Here is a 22,725-nt window from a genome sequence, read left to right on the forward strand (position 1 = left end):
AATCAATTAGAGAACTGCTCATCGAAATTTATTTTTCTTTTAGAACTTAAAATGGGTTTATATTCATGCGTTTGATTTTTAAATAAAACCTCTTTCAATTGATAAAGTTCTGTTTCATATTCAAATCCTTCTTTATCTACTAAATAAATATTGCCCTTTCTTTTGGCAACTACATAATCGCTAGTTCCAAACCAATCAACTTCAGAATAAATGGCGGGAATAATGACTTTCTCATTAGTACCAAAACCGTATTTATCGCCAAGTTTTAGTCTGAATTCAGGATAATAAAGTCTGTCTATTTCGTCATAAAGAGTGGGAACTATTTCTTTGCCAAGTAGGTCTATTATCCCTTTTTTATTATTTTTTTCTAAAAGATAAATGGGTTGTTTGTTATAAAGATAATCTGCTGTAATGACATCAAACTCTAGTGGGATAATTTCAGTTCCGTCTGGATCTATAATTCCCCATTTACCATTGCGTTTTACTTTTGCGGTATTATTATTAAAGGCATAGACAAAATCATATTTGGGAGCAATAACCAATTCTTTTTTGCTGTTGCTAAAACCCCATTTCCCATTGATGAACGTAGGAAGTAAACCCATATATTTATCGGACTTGCTATAATGACAAGCTCTTTCGGAACTGCTACCGGCTCCAAAAACTAAAAAATTCCCGCTATTGTCAAAAAAATCCATAATTAGTAATTCCCCATTTTTGTCCTGGCCAATTCTTATTCTCCGCACGTTTATTGTGCTATAAATTAAAGGAAGGAAGGATTGCTATTTGGAGAAATAAATTTCTAAAAATTTACTTTTTCGCACTCCTTTTAGTATTAATTCGCGCTCCAATGTGCCCGATTTGCTGTCTGCTAAATAAGTTAATTTTACGGTATCTGGTTCTTTAAAAGTTAGATTAACAAAGTCTGCTTTTTCATCATTAATATTAAAATTTTGTAAAAGAGAACTAAGGTTTTTGTTGCTTTTTGTAACTTTTGATCTAGCAATGTAATTTCCGTTTAAGCTTTGTAAATCAGCTATTTTGACAAATTCAGATGTCTTATTGACGCGATACGTGCCACACGAATGAAGGACAAAGAGTGATGCACTTAAAATTAAAATTCTAAATTTTTTTTCCAACACAGTGTTTTTTAAAGAATTAAAATTAATCAAAATTAAATGGACTTAAAGGACAAATTACTTTAAAAATAGCAAATAGAATACTATAATTTCTCATTTGGAAATTTATAAAACAATAATCAATGTTTTTTTTGCAAGAAATTTTTTCTTAACAAAATCTAAATTTTACATATATTTGGCCTTTTATAAAAGCAAATTTTTGTTTTTTATGGAATTTTTTAAAAGCAAAACAATAAGAATTCTTAATTATAAATAATTTAATAAATATTGATGAAAAAAATTACCCTTTCAATTTTGATGGCTTTGTCGCTAAGTTTTTCTGGATATTCTCAACGGAGTTTTGATGAAAAAATCACAACAGAATCAAATATTCAAGATTTAGTTCAAAATGAGATTACTGGAGTGATTGTGTTTAAAGAAGGAAATACCATCAAAGGTATTAATCCTGAGACTAAGAAAATTATCTGGACTTTAACTAGCGAAGATTTTGGAAAAACTTCAGCAGCAGATATTTTATCAGATCCAGATTTTGGTAAAATATTTAAAGATAAAAGTGATTTAACAAGTATTGCTGGAAGTCCGTATGTGGAGGCTTATATCAATTCAAAATTTATAATCATAAACACAGATACTGGAAAAGTTGTTTACAACTCTTCTAAAGAATCCTTTTGGGTAACCCAATCTGATTTTCTTCCAGAAACGGACGAATATTTGCTTACGCTAAAAAGTGGTGGCGACATGGCAATTGCTTTAATTGACATGAAAACGGGTAATTTAAAATGGAATACGGTTGTTGATAAAGCAAAATCTTTGTTTAGTTTTTCTTTGAAAGAATCAGCTAATACTAATATTGCTCGCGTAAACGGTTCCGTTATATATTATTTGCTTTATGGTAAATTATATTCTTTCGAAAGAGAAACTGGTAAACTGAACTGGAAAGCAGAAGAGGATTATTCTAAATTTTTCCTAACTCAAAACGACAAAAATATTGTTGTTGTAAATAGTAAAGGATTATTGTCTTCAAAAGAGTACTTAAATGTATTGAGCACAGACAATGGTAAAAGTATCTGGAAGGAATCTATCAAAACCAAAAAGGTAATTTATTTAGAAGACTGGGGAACAAAGTTATTAATTGCTCATTATGGTGGTTTTAACTTTTATGATTTAAAATCAGGAGAGAAAATCTGGAAAAAAGATGCTAGAGGTGACGGATTGAAAAAAGTGATTCCTATAGAGCAAGACTTTCTATATGTTGCTGAAAATGAAATGATGCTTATCGATAAAGATGGTCAAAAGATCTGGAAAAAATTCATCGAAATTGCTGATGATAAAGAAGATCCTATTTATTATTTAGGAAGAGTAGGTGATAAAGTGATGTACTTAACGGGAACGTATGGTAATTTAGTTGATTACAAAACGGGAGTTAAATTATGGAAACGTAATATTAAATTCAACGAGAAAAGACCAGTATTACCTACTTATGATGAGGCAACCAATACGTACTTAGTGTATAATGATGAGAAACTTTACAAATTTGATCCAAGTATCAGTGATAAACCAGAGCCGTTTGCAAAGGTGAATGTGAAAAACGAGAAAGATCTAAATAGTATCGAAAACTATCCTTGGGGAGTGGCTATATCTGGTCCTGTAGAAGTTATGGGCGTAGCCTTAGACGGAAGTATTAAATACCATAATGTATATAAACAACCAGGAGAAACAGGAAGAAGATTGTTAAAAGGTGTTTCTGGAGCGGGAAGCTTAGCAATGGGAGCGGCCTCTGCAATAAATGGTTTAGTAGGTCAAGAAATTGATTTGATAGTTAGAGATGAAAAAGGCAATATTGTGGGTAATATTCACAAAGATGCTGATGAAAAATTATTGAAAAAATCTAAAAATCAAGCTGTAGCATCTGCAGCAATGGGAATTGTAGCAGCGAAATTTAATTCTCGTTTTAATGCGATGAAACAAAACAGAGACTTTTCATATATTTTTGCTAAAGCAGAAACAGGAGAGAAAGTCTTAGTAAAAGTTAGAAAAGCAGATGGTGTTGAGGTTGATAAAATTATATTTAAAAACAACAAACCAATCTATGAAATAGATCCTGCGACACAAAATATTTTTTATGTGTTAGATAACTCTATTCAGATTTTTAACAAGAAATAATTAACCAAAACCAACCAAGCCATCAAGATTTATTTTGATGGCTTTTTTTTTTGCTATGAAGAAAATAATACTACTTTAATTTTTCGTTGGACTTTCGTTTGTGCAGGCTCAAGAGAAAGTTAATTTTAAGAAAAAGAAATTTTACATACCAGCAATTGCTTATTCGCAATATCCTTTTTTGGATAACGTATTGACACAAACTACAATTTATCAAGTTGATAGCGAGTTGAAAGCTGAAGAAAAATGGGCAACACCCACGAATTATCTTCTTAGGAAAAAATGCCTGATAATTATTACGAAATAATAAATGGTCCTGAGGCATGGAGTTACCAAAATCGAAACGTAGTAGAAAAATGGATAAAATTAAATAATTCAGATTACTGGGACATCAGTAATAATCTAGATCTAATTCATTTAGTAACCTCTTTCCGATTTGATTTATGGAATAAACTAGAATTATTACCAGATGAAACTTCGGATGGCAGACTTTGTTATCATTTGAGTTATACCGAAAAAATAGTCAATGCTAAAAATAGAGTAATTCCAAAAACAGAATATCATTTTTTTATTGATAAAGAAAATTTTCAGTTAGTTTCATCAGAAAAAACAACATTTGAAGACGGAAATAGAAACTCATTCGAAAGAAAAGTGTATCAAGATTATAGAGAAATTGCAATAGTAAATAAGAGTAAAATACCACATAAAATTTTGTACGAATTTGAAGATTTTTATGGAGATACTTTTTATCAAGAAACTCGGGAAAAAGTAGAAATAAACTCTGCTTTTTCAAATAGAATTTTCATCAAGGAAGTGTACGCAGGAGGTTTTAAATAACTAAATAAGAAGTCTTAATTGTAAAACTGCTATTAAGACTTTTTTATTTTTAGCTATTAGGCTGTTGGAATTATCAAAAGGATAGGTAAATCAGTATTTTTTTTGAATTAGAAAATAATAAATAAGTGTTTTTTTAACTTGAATAAGAGATTTAAGAGATTGGATTGTTGGTTAACTCGTAACTTTCTAGCTGCGACTTTCAACTTTCGACTTTAATTTATTACTTTCGCACATCGATTAAAGAAAAGGATAAAATGAGCACAAAATTTACTGAATACAAAGGACTTGACTTACCTACAGTAGCGTCAGAAGTTTTAGATTTTTGGAAGAAAGAAAACATATTCGAGAAGAGTGTAACCACTCGTGAAGGAAACCAACCATTCGTGTTTTTTGAAGGGCCACCTTCAGCAAATGGATTACCTGGAATTCACCACGTAATGGCGCGTGCTATTAAAGATATTTTTTGCAGGTATAAAACTCAAAAAGGGTTTCAAGTAAAGCGTAAAGCAGGTTGGGATACGCATGGTTTGCCTGTAGAATTAGGTACAGAGAAGGAATTAGGAATTACGAAAGAAGATATTGGGAAGACTATTTCTATCGAAGAATATAACGAAGCGTGTAAAAAAACCGTAATGCGTTATACCGATGTATGGAATGATTTGACCGAGAAAATGGGATATTGGGTGGATATGGAAGATCCGTATGTGACTTATAAATCCAAATACATGGAAACCGTTTGGTGGATTTTGAAACAAATCTACAATAAGGATTTGATGTACAAAGGCTACACGATTCAACCTTATTCGCCAAAAGCGGGAACAGGATTGTCTTCGCATGAAGTAAATCAACCGGGAAGTTATAGAGACGTAACTGATACTACTGTTGTAGCTCAGTTTCAAGCAGTGCTTTATCCTAATGGAGCAACTAAAGAAAATACAGTTGAAAAAGCTTTCAAATTGAAACATCCTCTTTTTTATGGAGAAGGTTCAATGAGAGGTTGTTTTCAATTTTTGGCTTGGACAACAACGCCTTGGACATTACCTTCAAATACCGCTTTGACTGTTGGTCCAAAAATTGACTATGTTTTGGTTAGAACCGTCAACCAATATACTTTTAAGCATATAAATGTTGTTTTAGCTAAAAACCTAGTTGGAAAACAATTTGGGAAAGGTTTTTTTGAAAGTACAGATGATGCAGATTTTGAAAACTTCAAAGAGGGTGATAAAAAAATACCATTTCAAATTTTAGCTGAAGCAAAAGGAGCTGATTTGGTTGGAATTAAATACGAGCAATTATTGCCATTTGCATTGCCATATCAAAATCCAGAAAATGCTTTTAGAGTAATTGCAGGTGATTTTGTAACTACCGAAGACGGAACAGGAATTGTACATACAGCTCCAACATTTGGTGCTGATGATGCTAAAGTAGCTAAAGAGGCTTCTCCTGAAATTCCACCAATGTTAGTTTTAGACGAAAACGGAACTCCAGTTCCTTTAGTCGACTTACAAGGAAAATTCACTTCTCATGTAGGTGAATATGCTGGTAAGTATGTTAAAAATGAATATTACAATGATGGTGAAGCTCCAGAACGTTCTATAGATGTGGAACTTGCCATCCGATTAAAAGAAGAAAATAAAGCCTTTAAAGTAGAAAAATATGTACACAGTTATCCACATTGTTGGAGAACAGACAAGCCTATTTTATACTATCCTTTAGATTCTTGGTTTATAAAGATCACGGAAGTAAGAGATCGTATGTTCGACTTGAACGAAACCATCAACTGGAAGCCGAAAGCGACTGGTGAAGGAAGGTTTGGAAACTGGTTGAAAAATGCAAATGACTGGAATTTGTCTCGCTCTAGATATTGGGGAATTCCGTTACCTATTTGGAGATCTGAAGACAAACAAGAAGAAATTTTGATTGGTTCGGTTGAAGAATTGTACAACGAAATAGAAAAATCAATTACTGCTGGTTTCCAAAAAGAAAATCCTTTTAAAGGTTTTGAAATTGGAAATATGGCGGAATCAAATTATGATTTGATTGATTTACATAAAAATGTAGTAGATGAAATTACCTTGGTTTCTGCTTCTGGGAAACCAATGAAACGTGAAGCTGATTTGATCGACGTATGGTTTGATTCGGGTTCAATGCCTTATGCACAATGGCATTATCCTTTTGAAAACAAAGATAAAATTGATCAAAACAAAGATTTTCCAGCTGATTTTATTGCAGAAGGAGTCGATCAAACGCGTGGTTGGTTTTATACTTTGCACGCTATTGGAACTTTAGTTTTTGATAAAGTTGCCTATAAAAATGTAGTTTCAAATGGTTTGGTTCTGGACAAAAACGGACAAAAAATGTCTAAACGTTTAGGGAATGCTGCCGATCCTTTTGAAACTTTAAAAGAATATGGTCCTGATGCAACGCGTTGGTACATGATTTCGAATGCAAATCCTTGGGATAACCTGAAATTTGACTTAGAAGGAATTGCTGAGGTTCGCCGTAAATTCTTTGGAACGCTTTACAATACGTATTCATTTTTTAGTTTATACGCTAATATTGATGGTTTTAAATACGAAGAAGCAGAAATTCCGTTGAACGAAAGACCGGAAATTGATCAATGGATCATTTCAGAATTGAATACATTGATAAAAGATGTAGATGGTTTTTATGCGGATTATGAACCTACTAAAGCAGCTCGTGCTATTTCTGATTTTGTACAAGAAAACTTGAGTAACTGGTACGTTCGTTTGTGTCGTCGTCGTTTTTGGAAAGGAGAATATGCACAAGATAAAATTGCAGCTTATCAAACTTTATATACCTGTTTGCTAACTATTAGTAAGCTTGGAGCGCCTATTGCGCCATTCTTCATGGACAAACTTTACAGAGACTTAACTTTGGCAACACAATCAGAGGAATTTAGTAGTGTACATTTGGCCGAATTTCCTAAATACGTTGACAACTTTGTTGATAAGTCGTTAGAGAGCAAAATGCAGAAGGCACAAACAATTTCGTCACTGGTTTTATCATTGCGTAAAAAGGAAATGATTAAGGTACGCCAACCCTTACAAAAGGTAATGATACCAATACTTGACGAGAGTCAAAGAGCTGAAATCGAAGCCATTTCTGACTTGATAAAAGCAGAGGTAAACGTGAAAGAAATCGTACTTTTAGATGATGCTTCGGGTGTTTTAGTAAAGCAAATTAAACCTAATTTTAAAACACTAGGACCTCGTTTTGGTAAGGAGATGGGCTTGGTTTCTAAGGAAATACAAGGGTTTTCAAAAGAGCAAATTAGTACATTAGATAAGAAAGGAAGCTTAGAGGTTGTTATTGCAGGAAATAATGTACTTTTAACCCTAGAAGATGTAGAAATAACCTCTCAAGATATTGAGGGTTGGTTGGTAGCAAACTCAAACGGAATAACGGTTGCGCTTGATATTACAATATCTGACGAGTTGAAACAAGAAGGGATTGCAAGAGAGTTAGTAAATAGAATTCAGAACATCCGTAAAGATTCTGGTTTTGAGGTTACAGACAAGATTAAAGTACAATTAAAAAGAGATGGAATTTTAGAAACTGCCATTCTTAAAAATGAAGATTATATTAAATCCGAAACATTAACGAGCGAGTTGGTTTTTGTGGATGAAATAGAAAACGGTACGGAAATTGAATTTGACGAAATAAAAACAATGATATTAATTTCAAAATAATACGAAAATGGTAGACGAAACGGCAAGGTACTCTGATACAGATTTAGCAGAGTTCAAAGAAATAATCCAAGGCAAGATTCAAAAAGCACAAGTAGATTTAGATTTAATCAAAAGCGCTTATATGAATGACTTGAATAATGGGACTGATGATACTTCGCCTACATTTAAAGCTTTTGAAGAAGGAAGCGAAACAATGTCAAAAGAAGCAAATTCACAATTAGCGATCCGTCAGGAAAAGTTCATACGCGATTTAAAAAATGCACTTTTCCGTGTAGAAAATAAAACATACGGCGTTTGTAAAGTGACTGGAAAATTAATCGGGAAAGATAGATTAAGAATCGTCCCTCACGCCACAATGAGTATTGAAGCAAAAAATTTGCAACGATAAGAAATTTATAGTTTAGTATTAAATTCCAAATTCCATAATTTACTTATAAAATTATTGGGATTTGGAATTTAGTTTTTAGAATTTACCTACTTTTGCCCATTAAATTTTATAAAATGTCATTACGAAAAGCGTATCTCCTTATTTTTATTCTTTTGCTTGTTGATCAAGTATCCAAAATTTACATTAAAACTAATTTTATTTTAGGAGAAGAAGTTCAGGTGTTCAACTGGTTCAAGATTTTATTTATAGAAAATGAAGGAATGGCTTGGGGAGTTCAAATTCCTGGACAATACGGAAAATTGTTTCTAACTCTTTTTAGAATTGCAGCCGTTGGAGGAATAGGATATTGGCTATGGGATTCCGTAAGAAATAAATCCTCAAATTATTTAATTGTTGCCATTTCCTTAATTTTAGTCGGAGCTTTTGGAAATATTATTGATTCTGTTTTTTACGGAGTTATTTTTAATGATAGTCATTATGAAGTAGCAAAGTTATTTTCAGATCAACCCTATGGAACATGGTTTCATGGAAAAGTAGTTGACATGCTTTATTTTCCTATATGGCACGGAAAATTACCAGTTTGGCTCCCATTTTGGGGCGGAAATGATTTTACTTTTTTCAATGCCATCTTCAATGTTGCCGATATGGCAATTTCAACAGGAGTCGGAATATTGATTGTTTTTAATAAAAAAGCATTTCATAATCAATTATAAAATCAATCCTTTTTTAAAGATTTAGATTGTTATAGTACACTATAAAAAGCAAGCCTTCTTGAGTTAAATCTAGAGGGCTTGCTTTTTTTATTAGGTGTATCACTTGGTAAACTTACTAATGCTGTGTTTCTATTGCCAACTTGATAGCATTTGCTAATATAAAGCTAAAATAGAATTAGCTACAGTAGGAATTCCTTAATTTTGTGCAACAGAATTATTGTGAATTTTGTCAAAAAAAAGTAATTATGGAAAACACCTTAAAAGTACAAATTTGGTCGGATATCATGTGTCCGTTTTGTTATATCGGAAAAAGAAGAATTGAAGAAGCATTGAGCCTTTTTGAGCATAAAGATAATGTTGACATTGAATGGAAAAGCTATCAGTTAGACGCCAGCTTTGTAGCTTCTCCTAACGATAATATGGTAGAACATCTAGCACATAAATATGGAAAAGATACAGCTTGGGCTCAAGGAATGCTAGATAATATGACGCAAAACGCTAAAAATGCAGGGTTAGATTTTCATTTCGAAAAAGCAATTTTGGCTAACTCTTTTGATGCACATCGATTATTGCATTTGGCTAAAAAACATAATTTAGCAAATGATTTAGAAGAACTTTTGTTCAAAGCGTATTTGACCGAGGGTAAAAATATAAATGACAAAAGCATTTTAAAACAATTGGGAATTTCAGTGGGCTTAAATGCGGATGCAATTGATGAAGTATTACTTTCTGATGCTTATGGTGCAGCTGTTAAGAAAGACATTGAAAATGCAAATTCAATTGGGGTGCAAGGGGTGCCTTTCTTTGTTTTTGATAATAAATATGCAGTTTCAGGAGCACAACCGGCAACTACTTTTTTAGAAACTTTACAAAAAGTATGGCAAGAAGGAAAATTTGATTCTAAAGTGACTTTACTGAATACAACAGAAGGTGATTCTTGTGGAATTGATGGTTGTGACTAAAATTTAACTGTCTTATAGTAATGTAAAAATCCCGTTGGTACGAATACCAGCGGGATTTTTTTTGATAATTTTAATTACTAATTCAAAATTATTTTATCTTTTAATGACCGTTACATTTAGTTTCTCTTCTCTTGAATTGTTTTTTCTGTAGTAATCATCATTACTATTGTTATAAGCGTAGGCTTTTGTACCATTCACCATACCTTTAGTGCTAACAATTTGACCACGGTTGTTGTAGAATATTTTTAAACCTCCTACTTGTTCTAATGAATAACGGTTGTAAGTCATGTTCACTGATCCTACTCTTTTTACACGATCACTTGAATCATAATTAACCGACACATCTCCAACACGTTTTATTCTACCTTTTTTATCGTATTCTACTTTTACACCATAATTTTTGTTTTTATATGGGTTAGATGCTACATAGGTTCTGTTTACGTCACCTCTGCTATTGGATTTGTAATACATATCTCGACCAGTTGTTGGACGTGTATTAAAATCTAATTGTCCGTCAGGAAACAAATAAAACTCAATCCCTCTTTCTGTGAATACAATTGGTTCTGATTTTCTATAATCTACTAGAGATTTTCTTTCTACAGAAAAAGCGATTTTTTCTGCTGCGTTAGCTACACTACCTCCAAAAAGAAAGATACTAGCTACTAATAAAGTAATTTTTTTCATGATACATATATTTTGGATTGTTGCCTACTCTTGAGCTTTTCGGCTTTCGCTTTTTTTACTTATTTGATTAGGGATTTTCAAGTAGCATGCCAGAAATTGAAAGTGTAAATCTTTCACTATAATATTTAGTTTGTTTTTTAATTTTTAAAACGCATAAAAACAGCATGTTAGATTATTTTTTAAACACCTGAAATTATTTTAAAAAAGGAATTTTTACGTTTTTTTTAATAGATTTCAATTTTATTTTCAAGTTTTGTTTTGGTTTTAAAAAGAAAAAATGTTTTATAATAGCATCAGTTTTAGATTTGAATTAGCTTTCTATTGCCAAACTACTTATCAACAATCCTCTAAAATTAACTTTAGTAAGCAACCTGCATCAATGCATATTGGCTAATTTTGCAGCATGTATGCTTTAGTAGATTGTAATAACTTTTATGCTTCTTGTGAACGGGTTTTTCAGCCACAGTTCGCAGGAAAACCTGTCGCCATATTGTCAAATAATGACGGTTGTGTAATATCTAGAAGTAACGAGGCAAAAGCAGTAGGGATTAAGATGGGTGCGCCAGCCTTTCAAATTAAGGAATTAGTCAAAGAAAAAAACGTCAAATTATTCTCATCAAATTATGCGCTTTATGGTGATTTGAGTAATAGAGTGATGAAAATTTTGGAACAGTTTACACCAAATCTGGAGATCTATAGTATCGATGAAGCCTTTATGAATTTTGATGGCTTGGAGGTTTCCGATTACCACAATTACGGTATTCAAATGAAGAATCGAGTTCAAAAATGGACCGGAATTCCCGTTTGTATTGGTTTTGCACCTACCAAAGCGTTGTCTAAAGTAGCCAATAAAATTGCCAAAAAATTTCAAGAAAGAACACAAGGTGTTTATGTGATTGATAGCGAAGAGAAACGCATTAAAGCGCTAAAATGGACAAAGATTGAAGATGTTTGGGGCGTTGGATATCGGACCCAAAAAAAAGCAAGAATTAGAAATATTGTTACTGCCTTAGATTTTATTCAACCCCAACATGAAGCTTGGATTAAAAAGGAAATGGGTGTCATTGGATTGCGTTTAAAATGCGAATTAGAAGGCAAATCAGTTCTGGATTTAGAACCTGTAGTGGACCAAAAGAAAAGTATTGCTACCACTCGAAGTTTTCCCAAACAAATTACTGATTTTGATTTATTACGCGAACGGGTTGCTACTTTTGCCTCTGTTTGTGCAGAGAAATTACGCAAACAAAATTCCTGTTGCTATACCATTATTGTTTTGCTGGTAATTGATAAGCACACGGTCGAAACGGCGAAATATTATTTTAATAGTGCCATTACATTACCTTTTGCTACCAGTTCAACCTTAACGATTTCGAATACTGCAATCGAGTTGTTAAAGAAATTACACCAAGGAAATGAGCATCTTAAATTTAAAAAAGCAGGCGTAATTGTGACCGAATTAATTGATGAGAATCAAAAACAATTTCAGCTTTTTGATGAGGAAAATCCAAAACATTTAGCTTTAATGAAAGCAATGGATCGTTTGAATACAAAAATTGGAACTAAAAAAGTAAAAATGGCTACTCAGAATTTGAGTTTGACTTGGAATATGAATCAGAACCATTTATCACCAAAATACACTACTAATTTTAAAGATATTCTCGAAATAAAATGTCAATAAATAAAAATCAAAAAATATCTTTTTTCAAACCTGATTTTGAAAGTGAGCTAAGAATTCCTTATATAAACGAAGGAGTTTCGGCAGGATTTCCCTCGCCCGCTGCTGATTTTATGGAAACGAATATTGACTTGAATAAGGAGTTAAGTGAAAATCCACTAGCTACTTTTTACATCAAAGTCAAAGGGAATTCTATGATCGATGCGGGAATCAATGACAAAGATGTTCTGGTTGTAGATCGAAGTTTAGAACCTCAAAATAATAAAATTGCGATTTGTTTTATCGATGGTGAATTTACCGTAAAACGCATTCAATTAGAAAAAGATTGTTTGTACTTAATGCCTGAAAACCCCAATTATTCTCCAATAAAAGTGACTGAAGAAAATCAATTAATTATCTGGGGAATCGTAACGTATGTGATTAAGAAAGTTTAAATTTTAAGACGAAGTAGCTTGTATACTGTAACGCTACCGAGGGATTTGTTAATAGTAAACTTAAAAAAGATAATAAGTTCCTCTGCTCTAACAAAATTATAATTTTCCAGCAGTTGGTGAGTGATTGTTCGTAATGTAAGTTACTAAATAATCATTATTGTGGTTTTCAAAAAACACAAACCAAGTTGTTCGGTTATTACTTTTATAAAACAAGTATTTAGAACCTAAATGATTTAACTCTAGAGGAGTATTCTTGTACGGAAATTGAGCAATATTATTTTCGATAAAATCAATTATTTTATCTTTGTAGTCGATTGCATTCTCTAAATAACTAAAATATTTTTCCTTGTAAACAGCATAAATCAAATCATTGATGTAGTCTGAAACTTCTGATTTGTAGTAAATACTTATTTTTTCCAATCTAGCGATTTTAAAAAATGCGTAGTACGTTTTTTTAATTCTTCACCTGAAATTGCCGTTTTCAATTCATTTTCAAATTGAACTTGCTTTTGTTTTTTGAACTGATTTATTTGCTCCAAAATGAAAGGGTCTTCTATGCTAGAAATCCATTTTATTAATTCCGATTTTTGTGAAATAACACTCATCTTTATTCAATTTAGTATACAAATATACAAATTTTTGTACTTTAAAAAGGAATTTCAATTTATGCTTAGTGATTGTAAAAGACGCAAGATAATATGCTGCGAAAATCAATTATAAACAAAACGACCTGCTCAAACTGATGAACAGGTCGTTTTTATTTTTATAAGAAGAAATTTACACCGTATGTTTCGGATTAAATCCATCTTCACTTAATTCTTGATGGTCATAATCAGCAATCATTTCAGCTTCATAATCTACTTTTTCATCTTTAGAGAACTTGGCAATAATTTTCTCCATGATTTCATAAATTACAGGCACAATGATAAGTGTTAGGAATAATGAGGAGATTAATCCACCAATAATTACCCAAGCTAATCCATTTTTCCATTCTGCTCCAGCTCCAGAAGCTAAGGCAATTGGCACCATTCCAAAAACCATTGCAATAGTAGTCATCAAAATAGGACGTAACCTCGCATGATTCGCTTGGATTAATGCCGTTCTGATTGTCTCGCCAGCTTTACGTCTTTGGTTGGTATAATCGACAAGCATAATCGCATTTTTACAAACCAGACCAATTAGCATGATGATACCTAAAATAGTAAAGATATTCAATGTATTATTGGTCAAAGCCAAAGCTAACATTGCTCCAATAAACGAAAGTGGAATTGCAAACAATACTACGAATGGATGCACAAAACTATCATATAACGATACCATAACTAGATAAACTAATATAATTGCAGCTAATAAAGCGACTCCAAGTGTTCCAAAACCTTCGGTTTCGTTTTCTTTTTGTCCACCCCAAATGTAGTTTACACCTGTTGGTTTGTTCAATTTTTCAATTTTTTGCTCCCATTGCGATACAATAGTTCCTGATGGTACTCCAACATTTTGAGATTTTACGGTTACAGAAGCTGATTTGTCTCTTCGCTCTAATTGACTTGGGCCTGAACCTTCGTTTACAGAGGCAAATTGACTTAACTTAATTTGCTGACCTTGGTCATTTATGAAAATTAAATTACTTACATCTGCAATACTTTTTCTGTCGAAAGCATTGTACTTGATGTTAATATCATATTCGTATTCACCTGCTCTATATCTTCCATCGGTGTTTCCGCTAAAAGCAGTTTGCATCGTCATACCTACGCTTTGTAAACTTAAACCTAGTGCAGCCATTTTATCACGGTCTACTTTTACGTTTACTTCAGGATTTCCATCTTCTACAGATAATTCGATTTCTGTAGCACCCGGAATAGTACGTAATTCTTTTTCGGCTGCTTTTGCAAATTTCATAGCGCTCTCTACATCAGGACCTGTCACGATCAGACCAATAGTAGCATCTTCTGCCGTTCCTAAAATACCTACTGGAACCGTTTTAACTTTGGCACCAACTAGTATTTTCTCTAGTTTACGTTTTGTTTTGGCTGCATACACATTTGCAGCTTCGCTACGTTTGTCTAAATCAACCATTTTAACGTTAATCTCAGATTTGTAAGCGGTAGCTTGAGCAGCTCCAAGTCCACCACTAGTTTGACCTACAGTTGCAATTTGACTGAATACATATTCTTCCTTGCTCAAAAACTCTTCTGCTTTTTGAGTCATGAAATTGGTTTGTTCTAATGAGGCGTCTTTTGGCATTTCAATTTGAACTAAAAACTCACCACTATCTGATGCTGCAAAGAACTCACCACCAATAAAACCACCACCTAATAATCCTACGGTCGAAGTAAAGAAAATTACTAGAACCACTAAGATCGTTTTAATATAATGATCTAAACACCACGTTAACAATCCAGAAATCCAGTTGGTAAAACGAGTTAAATAACTTTCGAAACCAAGAATAATACGTCCAAAAAGATTTTTTCCTTGAATATGTTCTAATTTACCATATCGAGACGACAACCAAGGAATGATGGTAAACGAAGCAAGTAATGATAATAAAGTAGATATAATTACAGTAACACAAAATTGTGTAATAATGTTCGAAACTAATCCTGTACTCATTGCGATAGGCAAGAATACCACCACAATTACTAAGGTAATAGATACCACGGTTCCACCAATTTCGGCTGTTCCGTCATACGCAGCACGAACTTTGTTCTTACCCATTTCCATGTGCCTGTAGATATTTTCAAGTACCACAATGGCATCATCGACCAGAATACCAACCACGAGCGATAGTCCTAATAAACTCATTAAGTTTAAGGTATACCCCATCAAGTAAATACCGATAAAAGTAGCAATTAACGAAGCTGGAATCGTAACCATTACGATTAACGAGTTTCTAATACTATGCAAGAAAAACAACATTACTAAAGCTACTAGAAGCACTGCTATAAGTAAATCGTGTACAACGGCATCAGCAGCCATTAACGTAAAAACAGAACTGTCTTTTGCTACTTGTAGTTTTAAACTACTCGTTTTATAATCGTTTTCTAGTTTAGCAATGGTTTTGATTACTTCTTCACTTACTGCAACCGCATTCGCATCCGATTGTTTGATGATTTGTAAAACAATTGCACTTTTTTGGTTTACACGAGCTATTTTCTCTGTAATTTTCTGAGTATCTTGTACATCAGCAATGTCTTTTAGACGGATTTGAATTCCGTTTTTAGACGATACAATTAGGTTTCTTAATTCGTCAACACTTTTGTATTTCCCTGCCAAACGAATTAATATTTTTTGTTCACGCGTTTGGATGTTTCCTGTTGGGAAATCCAAGTTAGAAGATAAAATATTTTGTTGCACTTGCGGAATAGAAAGTCCGTAAGCTTGCATTTTCGTCGCATCAAGATTAACTTGAATTTCTCTTTCTTGACCACCAATGATGTTTACTTGAGCAACACCTTGAACACGAGAAAGAACCGGAACTAACTTTTTATCAATCAAATCGTAAAAGGCAACTTCATCCATTTTTGCATAAGCACCTAAAGTCATAATAGGTAAATCACTCAGAGAGAATTTACTTAAAGAGGGTGTTTCAGCATCGTCTGGTAAATCACTAATAATGGCATTTATTTTACGTTGTGCATCGTTCATCGATATGTTAACATCGGCTGTAGAAGTCAATGTAATGGCAACCGTAGATAAGCTTTCGTACGATTTAGAATCTATTTTTTTAATATTTTCTAATGAAGCGATTGCATCCTCTATTTTCTTAGTCACGGAATTTTCTACCTCATTTGGCGAAGCACCCGGATAAATTGTTGCAATCGAAATTACGTTAGTTTCAAATTTCGGAATCAATTCGTAACCTAAATTACTATAACTGTAAAGCCCACCAAGTGTCAAAATTGTAAATAATACAATGATCAGCGACGGACGTTTTATGGATATTTCTGCTAATTTCATATTTATATTTTTTATGTAGCTAACTAATAGCTCAAAGCCAATAGCTTATTTTATAACTTCCACTTTTGTTCCGTCCTGAAGGTTAATTTGACCTGTGATAATTACAGTTTCACCATCATTTAATCCTTCTAGAATTTCGACTTGATCACCAAGAATTCTACCAGCAGTAACTGTTTTTAATTTTGCTGTTCCGTTTTCGATAACAAAAATCTGGTTGCTACTTACACTTCCTACAAAGGCATTTCTTGGAACAATTTTTAAAGATTGTTTTTGTCTGCTTGATGAAAATTCTGCCGTTCCATACATACCTGCTTTTAAGTCAGCAGATGCATTATTGGTAATTTCAATTTCAACTGGGAAGTTTAAACTCTCGTCTGCTTTTGCTGCAATAAAAGTAATTTTACCTGAAAATGTTTTATCAGGATAAACGCTTGCTTTTACATTAGTGGCGCTTCCTACTTTTAAACTTGCTACTTGGCTTTCGCTTACATTTACTTTTAGTTTTAATTTAGAAACATTTACAATATCAAATAATTGAGTAGCAGGCATTCCTGTTACAATTGATCCTATTTCTATATATTTAGCATTAATATAACCACTTATTGGTGCTTTAATTCGGGTATCACCAACGTTAATGTTAGCTTGAGTCAATTGAGATTTAGCATTTACCATCGCTAGTTTAGCTTGGTCTAATTGTTGTTTAGTAACACCGCCTGTTTTGAAAGCATTCTCAAATCGGCTGTAATCTGAAGCTGCATTTTGATATACTGCATTTGCATTTTGAGCACTTACATTTATAGCGTCGCTTCTAACAATGGCAAGCGTTTGTCCTACAGAAACATAATCTCCTTCTTTTACAAGAACATTTGTAATTTTACCTGATTTCTCAGCAGAAAATTTTAATTCTTGTACAGGTTCAAAATTTCCATTTGATGTAAAATCTAATGAAACTTCTTCCGTTTTTACGGTAGCAGTTCTAACCGATACTGTTGTGTTTTTCTCTGCAACAACAGCAATTTTAGCTTCGTTTTCTTTCTTGTTATTGGTCAAAACTAATGCGATTGCTCCTAGTGATACTGCAATTATTAGTACGGTTATTATAATTTTTTTCATGTTACTAGTTATTTAATAATGATTTTAATTCTCCTTTTGATTTGATTAATTGAATTTCTGCCAGCTTGTAATCTAATATTGCTGAGGTATAATTGTTCTGTGCTTCTGTTAATGAATTTTCTGCATCTAGTAAATCAGTTAACGAGGCAAGACCTTGTAAATAGTTATTTCTAGTGTTGTCTAAAACTTCTTTCGCTAACTGTGCATTATCTTTTTGATTGGTAATTGTGATTAAGCTATTATCAATTTGCGTTTTAGCATTAGCAAAAGCCAAATCTAGCGCAAGTTTTGTATCATCAAGACCTACTTTAACCGATTTTAGTTCTACATCAGCTTGTCTTACTTTGGCACGAGTGCTAAAACCTGTAAAGATAGGAACTCTAAGATTCAAACCAATAGACGAGAAATCAGACCAATATACGCCATCAGATGGTTTAGCACCAATTGGCATTTTAGGTCCTTGACCAATATAATTATAGCCTGCACTCAAGGATAATGTTGGATAGTAAGCCGCTTCGATAGATTTTTTCTGAAAGTTTAAAAGCTCTTCTTGTTTTTTCAAAAGTAAATACTCTGTTCTATTGGCTGTGTTAGGAACTTCAGATAGTGATTGTGGACTTACTTCAAAAGCAGTTTGTGGAATCTCAATTTGAGTTTCTATAGGCATACCCATGTAAAATTTCAATGCGTTTTCCTGAATTTGTACTGCATTCAATACTTGCTGACGCATCGTATTGATGTTTGATATTTTTACTAAAATTCGGTCTAAATCAATTTTCTTAGCTAAACCATTATCAAATTGTCCTTTTATAATGTCTTTTACTTTAGTAGTGTTTTTAAAAGTACTATCGATAACAATTAATTTTTGACGCTGCACATAGACTTGATAATAATTGTTTGCAACGCGCTCAATTACTTGTTCCTCTGTCAATTGATTATTAATTTGATAAAACTCTCTAGTCGATTTTGCTGCCTTCAAACCTGTAAAAACAGATTGATCAAAGATGGCTTGTGTTAATGAAACTCCTGCAGTCGAACTCCATTTTTGTCCAAAAGCGGCTTGTATAACGGTTCCTGGTTGTCCAAATCCAGCACCATCAATTACAGTAGTTTGAATCACAGGATTGTAAGTCAAACTTCCATTTGCGGATATTTGAGGTAGCGCTCTAGAACGTACTTCCTGAATTTGATATTCGCTGTTTTCTACCTGAAGTTTAGATTTTTTAGCTTCCGCTTTATTTTCTAAAGCGTAGTGAATCGCTTCCTTTAACGTTAGCGTCTTTACAAGACCAGTTTCAGCAGGAGTCACAGTTTGAGACTGAGCTGAAATTGCAAAAGTTAGTATGGTTATTAAAATTATTCTCTTCATTATATAGTATAGTTTAGTAATTGATTTTCTAATTCGATTAATCCGGCAGCGGTTGCCATTGCTCTTGTATGGTATTCTAAAATTTCTAATTCGATTTTCTGACTTTCTTTTTCAGAGCTTATGTTTTCTCTAATAGTAAAAACAAGATGGTAATAAAATTGAATGTAGTTTTTGATATTAATGCTTTCTCTATACAACCCTTGTTGAATTCCTTTTATTATATTTTTTTCAAAAGTAGTGTTACATTCTCTAATTTCACGATCCATTACTGTTGTGTATACTTCTGGATAATGTTTTTTTAATTGATAAATAGGTGAGTTGTCTGAGGATTGAAACATCTCCTTAAACATTTTTCTAATTTCAAAATTCTCCTCGATTGCATTGTAATTTTTTGAAATAATGGTGTCAATGATCTCATGAATTTGTTTGTGTACTGTTTCGGTACTTTCGGCGATGAGTATTTCTTTGTTGCAAAAATATTTATAAATTGTTTTTTTAGAAATACACATTTCGCCAGCAATATCATCCATGGTAACGCTTTTAAAACCTAATTTTAAAAACATTTCGCTAGCTTTAGATATAATTTTTTCTTTCATTTTTAGATGCTGAAATAATTTCAGTATTTTTTAATTGAGTTAAAATCTTTGGCAAATGTAAGAAGGAAACTTTGAAAACTAAAATAGTTTCCGTAAAATTTACAATTATTTAACATTTGATCGTCTGCTATTTTAAACTGTAAATTCAAGATTTGCAATAAGCTTAATATCTTGACCTAAAGCTATTCCGCCAGTTTGGTTGAAAGAATTGAAGGTAAGACCAAAATCTTTTCGGTTTATTTTTCCTGTTATTTCAAATGCTGCTTTTTCGTCGCCATTGTAGGCATTGATTCCCATAAATTCAGCATCAAGTTCTACTGTTCGAGTAATGTTTTTTATAGTTAAGTTGCCTTTTAAAAAATTAATATTCTTATTTATTTTTTCAAATGAAGTCGATTTAAAACTAATAATAGGATATTCATTGACATCAAACAAATCATTCATTTTCAAGTGAGTGTCAATCTGCTCCAATTTCGTGTCTTTATTATTAACATCTAACGAAAATTCTAGAGAAGCATCTTCTATCTCATTATTATCAATGTCGATATGACCGTTAAATTTGTTAATATTACCTGCTAAGTAAGCTATTATTGAGTGTCTCATTTTGATTAAAACATCAGATTGGCTGGAATCAATTGTCCATTTCGTTTTCATAATTTCATTATTATATTTTAGCATATAATTGATCACTCTTTCATTTAGGTAAATCGCAAGTCGGTCAATTGTTAATTTTCGTGCAAATGTAAAACGGAAACTTTGAATACCCAACAAGTTTCCTGTGTATTTTTATTTTTTTTAACATTTGCAAAATTTTAAAGTTTCAAGTTTGAAGTTTTTTGAGTTTCTTTGCGGTAAATAGAGTAAAAATGAAGTAGCATTTGCTGATTTTTTTATACTGTAAACTTTAAACAAAAAAATAATGCATACTATTTATCAGTATCAAGAATTTCTTTCTGATTATTTACAATCTCAGTACGAATCTAAAGAACCTAAAAATTTATACGAACCCATACATTATATTTTAGACCTTGGTGGAAAAAGAATCCGACCAGTTCTTACCTTAATGGCTGCCGAAGTATTTGATACTGATTATAAAAAAGCACTTCCTGCGGCTCTAGCAGTAGAAGTTTTTCATAACTTTTCCTTAGTTCATGATGATATCATGGATGACGCACCTTTGCGAAGAGGTCAGGAAACAGTACATGAAAAATGGGATTTGAATACTGGGATTTTATCTGGTGATGCAATGCTAATATTAGCGTATCAGTATTTTGAGCAATACGAGCCAGTTGTTTTTAGAGATTTAGCAAAATTGTTCAGTAAAACTGCACTGGAAGTTTGTGAGGGACAACAATGGGACGTTGATTTTGAAAGTCGTAATGATGTTACCATTCCAGAATATCTAAAAATGATTCAATACAAAACTGCTGTTCTTGTTGCTGCGGCTATGAAAATGGGGGCTATTATAGCAGAAACCTCAGAAGAAAATGCCAATTTAATATATGATTTTGGTTTAAATTTAGGTTTGGCTTTTCAATTGCAAGATGATTATTTAGATGCGTTTGGTAATCCAGAAACCTTTGGTAAACAAGTAGGTGGAGATATTATCGAAAATAAAAAAACTTATTTGTACCTCAAAGCAATGGCTTTTTCAAATGAAGAAGATGCTGCCGAATTAAGTCGTTTGTTTTCTATTCATCCCGAAGATAGCTCAGATAAAATAGCTGTTGTAAAAGCGCTTTTTAATACTTCTGGAGCTTCTCAGTCCACTCAAGATGCAATTCACGATTTTACTTTTAAAGCTTTTCAAACCTTGGATAAAATGAACATTAGTGCTGACAAAAAAGAGATGTTAAAAGCGTTTGGTGAAAATTTAATGGGAAGAAAAGTGTAAATAAAACAACAGCAAAATCAATTTTAATTAGGATTGTGAATTTTGTAAATCAAAAAACTAAAAACTGCGATCTTAAATCAAAAATTACATGTATATAGCTCCAATCAATACGGATTCCTTATTATCAGAAGCAGAAAAAGAAACTTTATATCTTAAGTTAGTCGAACAACTTAATAAAGATTTTAATTTGGCGAACGAAGCGATAGATTTTCCTTTAAGTATTACGCCTAGTGAGTTGAAAATTCAATTGCACGAAAAAGTGTATCGACTTATTCAATATAAATTTGCTGAATACCTTAATTTACTTTATATAATTGATGTTTCTGAAGAAGAAATAAAAAAACTAGACGGATCTGATTTAGTAGTTTTAGCTGAGCAAGTTGCTTTTTTAATTTTAAAAAGAGAATGGCAAAAAGTATGGTTTAGAAATAAATACCGTTAAAGCATAAACCTTTAATGGTCTATTTTCCTTTGTTTTTACTAATCGGTAAGATGCTATTAAAAATAAACCCTCACAAAAGGCATAAAGGCACTGCCGTAAATCCCGTTTTTATCATTCAAAACGTTGTAGCGTGCCCCAATTGTTGCGCTTCCAGAGCGGTAACCCGCACCAACAAATAAACCAGTATTCCAATAATCCAATGAGTTGCTATTGGAACCCTCTAGATTTACGTTGACTCTTAGTTGTTCTAATTCAGCCGATAACTGAATTTCCCTAATAGGATTTAGCAAGGCAATCAAACTCCCGCCATACAAATGAGAAGCATAATAATCTTTTTGTTTTAAGTATTTGTATTGAGCACCAATACCTAAAGCAACATATTCATTAAAGTTATAAATTGCACTTGGCGCTACAGAAATATCGGTGTAACCAGATCCAAAACCTAAGCCTAAACCACCACCAAATTGAACGTTTTTCCAAAACTGATTTTCCATTATGGGAGATGTATTATTTTGTTGTGCAAAAACACAACTGGAAAAAAACAGTACTAATAGCACTAATAAAGACTTGGAATTCTCTAAAATGTATCTCTTTTTCATGAGTTTTAAATTTTTAACAACATTCAATGTAAAAGTATCTTAAAAAAAAGTATAAA

Annotated in this window: 21 protein-coding genes; 10 read left to right on the forward strand and 11 right to left on the reverse strand. The window is 32.4% G+C overall.

Annotation, left to right across the window (positions count from 1 at the left end; genetic code table 11):
- Positions 1–2: 2 nt before the first annotated feature.
- Both H2650_RS03845 and H2650_RS03850 read right to left on the reverse strand, forming a co-directional pair.
- Positions 3–695 carry a WG repeat-containing protein gene (locus H2650_RS03845; RefSeq protein WP_188049427.1) on the reverse strand — a complete coding sequence of 231 codons (693 nt, stop codon included), beginning with the start codon at positions 693–695 and terminating at the stop codon, positions 3–5.
- A gap of 84 nt (positions 696–779) precedes the next feature.
- Positions 780–1,136, reverse strand: coding sequence for a hypothetical protein (locus H2650_RS03850; protein WP_188049428.1), 357 nt, complete (start codon positions 1,134–1,136; stop codon positions 780–782).
- Positions 1,137–1,406: 270 nt separating this feature from the next.
- On the opposite strand from H2650_RS03850, the gene H2650_RS03855 reads away from it, so the two are divergent.
- From H2650_RS03855 to H2650_RS03880, 6 genes are all read left to right on the forward strand, one after another.
- The gene (locus H2650_RS03855; protein ID WP_188049429.1) at positions 1,407–3,299 is read left to right on the forward strand and encodes a PQQ-binding-like beta-propeller repeat protein; all 1,893 of its coding nucleotides are present in this window, start codon (positions 1,407–1,409) and stop codon (positions 3,297–3,299) included.
- Between the two features lie 279 nt (positions 3,300–3,578).
- Positions 3,579–4,133, forward strand: coding sequence for a hypothetical protein (locus tag H2650_RS03860; RefSeq protein WP_188049430.1), 555 nt, complete (start codon positions 3,579–3,581; stop codon positions 4,131–4,133).
- 254 nt (positions 4,134–4,387) lie between these two features.
- A complete protein-coding gene (ileS, locus tag H2650_RS03865; RefSeq protein ID WP_188049431.1) occupies positions 4,388–7,846 on the forward strand; it encodes an isoleucine--tRNA ligase in 3,459 nt (1,152 codons plus the stop codon).
- A gap of 7 nt (positions 7,847–7,853) precedes the next feature.
- The gene (locus tag H2650_RS03870; RefSeq protein WP_188049432.1) at positions 7,854–8,234 is read left to right on the forward strand and encodes a TraR/DksA C4-type zinc finger protein; all 381 of its coding nucleotides are present in this window, start codon (positions 7,854–7,856) and stop codon (positions 8,232–8,234) included.
- A gap of 113 nt (positions 8,235–8,347) precedes the next feature.
- Positions 8,348–8,947 carry a lipoprotein signal peptidase gene (locus tag H2650_RS03875; protein ID WP_188049433.1) on the forward strand — a complete coding sequence of 200 codons (600 nt, stop codon included), beginning with the start codon at positions 8,348–8,350 and terminating at the stop codon, positions 8,945–8,947.
- 245 nt (positions 8,948–9,192) lie between these two features.
- Entirely contained in the window at positions 9,193–9,909 is a 717-nt protein-coding gene (locus H2650_RS03880) for a DsbA family protein (RefSeq protein ID WP_188049434.1), read from the forward strand.
- A 93-nt stretch (positions 9,910–10,002) separates the two neighbouring features.
- Here H2650_RS03880 and H2650_RS03885 read toward each other — a convergent pair whose 3' ends face one another.
- Positions 10,003–10,593 carry a hypothetical protein gene (locus tag H2650_RS03885; RefSeq protein WP_188049435.1) on the reverse strand — a complete coding sequence of 197 codons (591 nt, stop codon included), beginning with the start codon at positions 10,591–10,593 and terminating at the stop codon, positions 10,003–10,005.
- 403 nt (positions 10,594–10,996) lie between these two features.
- Here H2650_RS03885 and H2650_RS03890 point away from each other — a divergent pair, with 403 nt between their 5' ends.
- Positions 10,997–12,271 carry a Y-family DNA polymerase gene (locus H2650_RS03890; protein WP_188049436.1) on the forward strand — a complete coding sequence of 425 codons (1,275 nt, stop codon included), beginning with the start codon at positions 10,997–10,999 and terminating at the stop codon, positions 12,269–12,271.
- The gene (locus tag H2650_RS03895) at positions 12,262–12,702 is read left to right on the forward strand and encodes a LexA family transcriptional regulator (protein WP_188049437.1); all 441 of its coding nucleotides are present in this window, start codon (positions 12,262–12,264) and stop codon (positions 12,700–12,702) included. Before H2650_RS03890 ends, H2650_RS03895 begins: the two co-directional genes overlap by 10 nt.
- A gap of 96 nt (positions 12,703–12,798) precedes the next feature.
- Here the strand turns inward: H2650_RS03895 and H2650_RS03900 are convergent, their stop codons facing one another.
- The 7 genes from H2650_RS03900 to H2650_RS03930 all read right to left on the reverse strand — a co-directional run bounded on the left by H2650_RS03900 (position 12,799) and on the right by H2650_RS03930 (position 20,388).
- A complete protein-coding gene (locus H2650_RS03900; RefSeq protein WP_188049438.1) occupies positions 12,799–13,122 on the reverse strand; it encodes a hypothetical protein in 324 nt (107 codons plus the stop codon).
- On the reverse strand, positions 13,110–13,307 hold the full coding sequence (locus H2650_RS03905; protein ID WP_188049439.1) for a hypothetical protein: 198 nt from the start codon (positions 13,305–13,307) through the stop codon (positions 13,110–13,112). Before H2650_RS03905 ends, H2650_RS03900 begins: the two co-directional genes overlap by 13 nt.
- 172 nt (positions 13,308–13,479) lie before the next feature.
- Positions 13,480–16,656, reverse strand: coding sequence for an efflux RND transporter permease subunit (locus H2650_RS03910; RefSeq protein WP_188049440.1), 3,177 nt, complete (start codon positions 16,654–16,656; stop codon positions 13,480–13,482).
- A 45-nt stretch (positions 16,657–16,701) separates the two neighbouring features.
- The gene (locus H2650_RS03915) at positions 16,702–17,769 is read right to left on the reverse strand and encodes an efflux RND transporter periplasmic adaptor subunit (RefSeq protein WP_188049441.1); all 1,068 of its coding nucleotides are present in this window, start codon (positions 17,767–17,769) and stop codon (positions 16,702–16,704) included.
- A gap of 4 nt (positions 17,770–17,773) precedes the next feature.
- Positions 17,774–19,138 carry a TolC family protein gene (locus H2650_RS03920; RefSeq protein WP_188049442.1) on the reverse strand — a complete coding sequence of 455 codons (1,365 nt, stop codon included), beginning with the start codon at positions 19,136–19,138 and terminating at the stop codon, positions 17,774–17,776.
- Complete coding sequence (locus tag H2650_RS03925; RefSeq protein ID WP_188049443.1) at positions 19,138–19,734, reverse strand: TetR/AcrR family transcriptional regulator; 597 nt, start codon at positions 19,732–19,734, stop codon at positions 19,138–19,140. Before H2650_RS03925 ends, H2650_RS03920 begins: the two co-directional genes overlap by 1 nt.
- Before the next feature lie 132 nt (positions 19,735–19,866).
- Complete coding sequence (locus H2650_RS03930) at positions 19,867–20,388, reverse strand: YceI family protein (RefSeq protein ID WP_188049444.1); 522 nt, start codon at positions 20,386–20,388, stop codon at positions 19,867–19,869.
- Between the two features lie 265 nt (positions 20,389–20,653).
- Here H2650_RS03930 and H2650_RS03935 point away from each other — a divergent pair, with 265 nt between their 5' ends.
- On the forward strand, positions 20,654–21,628 hold the full coding sequence (locus H2650_RS03935; protein WP_188049445.1) for a polyprenyl synthetase family protein: 975 nt from the start codon (positions 20,654–20,656) through the stop codon (positions 21,626–21,628).
- An 88-nt stretch (positions 21,629–21,716) separates the two neighbouring features.
- The gene (locus tag H2650_RS03940; RefSeq protein ID WP_188049446.1) at positions 21,717–22,070 is read left to right on the forward strand and encodes a hypothetical protein; all 354 of its coding nucleotides are present in this window, start codon (positions 21,717–21,719) and stop codon (positions 22,068–22,070) included.
- Between the two features lie 56 nt (positions 22,071–22,126).
- Here the strand turns inward: H2650_RS03940 and H2650_RS03945 are convergent, their stop codons facing one another.
- Entirely contained in the window at positions 22,127–22,669 is a 543-nt protein-coding gene (locus tag H2650_RS03945) for a hypothetical protein (protein WP_188049447.1), read from the reverse strand.
- Positions 22,670–22,725 lie beyond the last annotated feature (56 nt).

The sequence above is a fragment of the Flavobacterium sp. GP15 genome, from assembly GCF_014281985.1.
Lineage (GTDB): Bacteria > Bacteroidota > Bacteroidia > Flavobacteriales > Flavobacteriaceae > Flavobacterium > Flavobacterium pygoscelis.

What these genes read in the sequence shown, in the direction of transcription:
- H2650_RS03845 (WP_188049427.1), bottom strand. Translation starts at nt 695, where the DNA reads ATGGATTTTTTTGACAATAGCGGGAATTTTTTAGTTTTTGGAGCCGGT.
- H2650_RS03855 (WP_188049429.1), top strand. Translation starts at nt 1,407, where the DNA reads ATGAAAAAAATTACCCTTTCAATTTTGATGGCTTTGTCGCTAAGTTTT.
- H2650_RS03860 (WP_188049430.1), top strand. Translation starts at nt 3,579, where the DNA reads ATGCCTGATAATTATTACGAAATAATAAATGGTCCTGAGGCATGGAGT.
- ileS (WP_188049431.1), top strand. Translation starts at nt 4,388, where the DNA reads ATGAGCACAAAATTTACTGAATACAAAGGACTTGACTTACCTACAGTA.
- H2650_RS03870 (WP_188049432.1), top strand. Translation starts at nt 7,854, where the DNA reads ATGGTAGACGAAACGGCAAGGTACTCTGATACAGATTTAGCAGAGTTC.
- H2650_RS03875 (WP_188049433.1), top strand. Translation starts at nt 8,348, where the DNA reads ATGTCATTACGAAAAGCGTATCTCCTTATTTTTATTCTTTTGCTTGTT.
- H2650_RS03880 (WP_188049434.1), top strand. Translation starts at nt 9,193, where the DNA reads ATGGAAAACACCTTAAAAGTACAAATTTGGTCGGATATCATGTGTCCG.
- H2650_RS03885 (WP_188049435.1), bottom strand. Translation starts at nt 10,593, where the DNA reads ATGAAAAAAATTACTTTATTAGTAGCTAGTATCTTTCTTTTTGGAGGT.
- H2650_RS03890 (WP_188049436.1), top strand. Translation starts at nt 10,997, where the DNA reads ATGTATGCTTTAGTAGATTGTAATAACTTTTATGCTTCTTGTGAACGG.
- H2650_RS03895 (WP_188049437.1), top strand. Translation starts at nt 12,262, where the DNA reads ATGTCAATAAATAAAAATCAAAAAATATCTTTTTTCAAACCTGATTTT.
- H2650_RS03905 (WP_188049439.1), bottom strand. Translation starts at nt 13,307, where the DNA reads ATGAGTGTTATTTCACAAAAATCGGAATTAATAAAATGGATTTCTAGC.
- H2650_RS03910 (WP_188049440.1), bottom strand. Translation starts at nt 16,656, where the DNA reads ATGAAATTAGCAGAAATATCCATAAAACGTCCGTCGCTGATCATTGTA.
- H2650_RS03915 (WP_188049441.1), bottom strand. Translation starts at nt 17,769, where the DNA reads ATGAAAAAAATTATAATAACCGTACTAATAATTGCAGTATCACTAGGA.
- H2650_RS03920 (WP_188049442.1), bottom strand. Translation starts at nt 19,138, where the DNA reads ATGAAGAGAATAATTTTAATAACCATACTAACTTTTGCAATTTCAGCT.
- H2650_RS03925 (WP_188049443.1), bottom strand. Translation starts at nt 19,734, where the DNA reads ATGAAAGAAAAAATTATATCTAAAGCTAGCGAAATGTTTTTAAAATTA.
- H2650_RS03930 (WP_188049444.1), bottom strand. Translation starts at nt 20,388, where the DNA reads ATGAAAACGAAATGGACAATTGATTCCAGCCAATCTGATGTTTTAATC.
- H2650_RS03935 (WP_188049445.1), top strand. Translation starts at nt 20,654, where the DNA reads ATGCATACTATTTATCAGTATCAAGAATTTCTTTCTGATTATTTACAA.
- H2650_RS03940 (WP_188049446.1), top strand. Translation starts at nt 21,717, where the DNA reads ATGTATATAGCTCCAATCAATACGGATTCCTTATTATCAGAAGCAGAA.
- H2650_RS03945 (WP_188049447.1), bottom strand. Translation starts at nt 22,669, where the DNA reads ATGAAAAAGAGATACATTTTAGAGAATTCCAAGTCTTTATTAGTGCTA.